Source organism: Streptomyces sp. NPDC051133, assembly GCF_040682635.1.
GTDB lineage: Bacteria > Actinomycetota > Actinomycetes > Streptomycetales > Streptomycetaceae > Streptomyces.
In genome coordinates, this window is the sequence record NZ_JBFBBK010000160.1 from 1 (window position 1) to 3,142 (window position 3,142).

Sequence of the window (3,142 nt, forward strand, 5' to 3'; positions counted from 1 at the left end):
GCATTTGTGACCGGCCCCAACCATTTCGCCGACCGGTACGACGAGCCGGACCAGCTACGTGACCAACTGCGCAGACTCCTGCGCCACCGTGCCCTAATTGCGCTGGGTATCTTCCTGGGGCTGCTCGGCGGATGCGGCTTTGGGCTGCAGAGCTCTCACACATATACGTCCACCAGTGACGTCCTTGTGCGTTCCACCTCCGACCCCTTCGGCACGGTCACCCTGTCCGCCGACAACCAGGTCAGCATGGGTACTGAGCAACAGGTCGCCGCCAGTACAGCCGTTGCCGATCGCGCGGCGCGTGAGCTGGGACAGACCACACGCTCAATTCAGTCCCACCTACGGGTCACTAACCCTCCTAAGACCCAGATTCTCCGCTTCGAATTCACCGACCGCACCGCCAGGCGCGCGGCGTTCGGCGCCAATGCCTTTGCCCAGGCGTATCTCGCCGACCGCCAAAGCCGCAACGATGCCACAGTGCGTCGGGCCGCCAACAGACTGAACCAGCAGATCACGGCCCTGAACCGGAAGATCGACAAAAGGTCATTGGACAACAAGCCAGCGGCCGGTCAGCAGTCGGACAACAAGCCAGCAGCCGATCAGCAGTCGGACAACAAGCTAGCGGCCGACGCAGCGTTGGACAGCGTGTCCGCGACTATGAAGAGCGAGGTTACCGCGCTACAGCAGCGTGTCTCCGACATCAGCTCTCGCGACACTACCGGTGGCGACGTCGAAGGCCCAAGTGCCTTTCGGTTCACCGGGCGGCTTCTGGCTGCTGCTCTCTCTCGGAGCAGCTGTCGGCCTGGCCCTCGGTCTGATGATGGCCTGGCTGCGCGCTGCGCTTGACTCCCGAATCCGATCGTCAGCGGACGTTCGGGATGCCCTGGACACGCCCGTGCTCGGCGTCCTGCCCCCCGACGACCATGCGGACAACTTCCTGCTGAAGGTCGGCCGTACGGGCAGCCATCGGACCCAGGCCTACCGGGCGCTGGCCTACCGCGTACGCCAGGCCGCAAATCCGGACGGAGCCGGCAGCGTCCTCATCGTGGCCCCACGGGCCGACGTGGCCACCGGGGGCGTCGCCGCGAACTTGGCAGCAGCGCTGGCCGAATGCGGGGACCAGGTGCTGCTGGTGGACGCTGACCCCGAAGCATCCAACCTCACAGCGCTGCTGCCGCTGGTGACCGACGGTACCCCGGCCCCACCAGAGGCGCCCGTAGGGACTGCCCTCGTAGATGCTGGCAGCGCCGGTCGCTTCGCCGTCTGTTCGAGCGACAAGACCGAGGCGGACACGTCCTCTTCGATCCACCGGCTGCTGCCCGATGCCGATGCGGCCACTGCTGCTGTCGTCGTCACCCGGCCCCTGCTGGAGCACGCGGACGCCCTGGTGATCGCCCAGCGCGTCGACGGAGTCGTCCTGGTCGCTGGCCTTGACGTTACCCGGCGGGGCGACCTCCGGCTGGTGCAGGAGATGATCGGCAGCTCCGGAGGACGGCTCCTTGGTGCCGTCCTCGACACCGAGCGCCCTCGCAGACGTTTCCGCCTGCGCCGCCGGACGAAGCTCCAGCCCACACTAGATATCTCCCCTTCGGCTACGGAGCCCCCTCGAAGTCTGACACCTTGACGGTCCGCCGCGGGTGATGGCACCGGAGCGCCCGCTCTTCCCCCTCGCCGTGCTCACCGCCTGTCTGGGGGAGAGAAGGCAGACAATGCGGGTTGCGCCGCATACGCCGTCTTCACCTTCCTTCTCGCAAGGCTGACATCCCGCACACCGGGAGCACCGCACGGGAGCAGTGTCCATCGGCGTCAGCCCCAGCGACACACCAAGACAGTCATTTCAACTAGCTCCGGATCAGCCCTCTTCAGGATCAGCCCGGCCCCATCAGCGGGCTGACATCACGCACATCCCGACCACTATTGCGAGACCTGCCACTTCCACCCTTGGGCGAACAGCTGGAACGGAGGTAGTTATGGAGGAACGGGACGGCAAGAAAATCCACGTCAGCCGTCGGCGTCTGCTTTCCGGCGGGACTTTGGCGCTTGCTGGAGCTGCCGTGCTTGCCGATAGTGGATCCGCCGCTAGGGGACCGGGTCACAACGACGCATACACGGCCAGCGACAGTGCAGGCGGAGACCGTTCCGCTGCTGCGGCGTCGTCCGTGGTCAACGTGGCAGATCTCGGCGCGGTCGGCGACGGGCGCACCGATGACAGCGCGGCGTTCGAAATCGCCTACACGACCGCAGCGGCCCGGGTTTCGAACGGGGTCGGACGTGTCGTTATCGAGATTCCGGCCGGCGACTTTCTCATCACCAGCCCTCATGCGCTGTTGAAGGGAGTCGCCCCACCGCCACGCGCGAACGGCCTGCGCTTCGTTGGAGCAGGAAAGCGCATGACCACCCTCATCTTCCGCCCGGACAACGGCCCCGGCTCTTACCTGTGCCACAACAAGAACCTCTGGGCGAACATCTCCTTCGAACGGATGCAGTTCCGCTCGGCCACACCGGGAGCCTCCTTTCTGTACTCGTACTCGACCGGAAAGGCGCAGGACTACCGGTTCTCGGAGTGCGAGTGGCTCGGTGAGTGGGAATACGGGATCTCCTTGGCCGGTACGGACACCAATTCGGAGATGCGGTGGGAGGCCTGCCGGGTCGGCGGATGCTACCGGCGGGCATTCCTGTACGCGGGTCTCACGGAGCGCGGGCAGAATTCACCCAACGTCCAGGACCAGTTCCTCAACTATTGGTTCACCGACATGAAAGTCGAATACGAATGGGGCAACTTCCTGGAGTTCCCCTACGGTGGATCGATCACATGCCGTAACGGCTCGTACATCATCACCGGCAAGCGCCCGGAGAACTCCCCGGAGTACGGCACTACTAGCACATTCTTTCGCTTCCCTGTCGATCGCCATCACGACTCTGTGCAACGGTTCCACGCGGAAGACCTCCGCTTCGAGGTGCGCGACCCAGACGTGATCATCATCGACTGTGTATGGAACCGCGGAACCGTACATTTCAACGACTGTGACGACAGCAGCCACGCCTTTGCCGACTCCGTGTCGACGGCCGTCGTCGTCTACCGCATGGACCTGGCGAAGTCCCTGCAGCCGCTGCCCCTGCACGGACTGGCGGGCACCTCGGC

General features: G+C 64.9%; 2 protein-coding genes and 1 pseudogene. All 3 read left to right on the forward strand.

Features of this window, described 5'->3' with window-relative positions; genetic code table 11:
* Nucleotides 1–846 (forward strand): annotated as a pseudogene (locus AB0N17_RS45830) (hypothetical protein); the annotation flags it as partial.
* A 49-nt stretch (nucleotides 847–895) separates the two neighbouring features.
* Entirely contained in the window at nucleotides 896–1,624 is a 729-nt protein-coding gene (locus AB0N17_RS45835) for a hypothetical protein (RefSeq protein ID WP_366017611.1), read from the forward strand.
* Nucleotides 1,625–1,970: 346 nt separating this feature from the next.
* Nucleotides 1,971–3,142, forward strand: a 1,172-nt coding sequence (locus AB0N17_RS45840) for a glycosyl hydrolase family 28-related protein (protein WP_366017612.1), incomplete at its 3' end; no start/stop codon positions are given.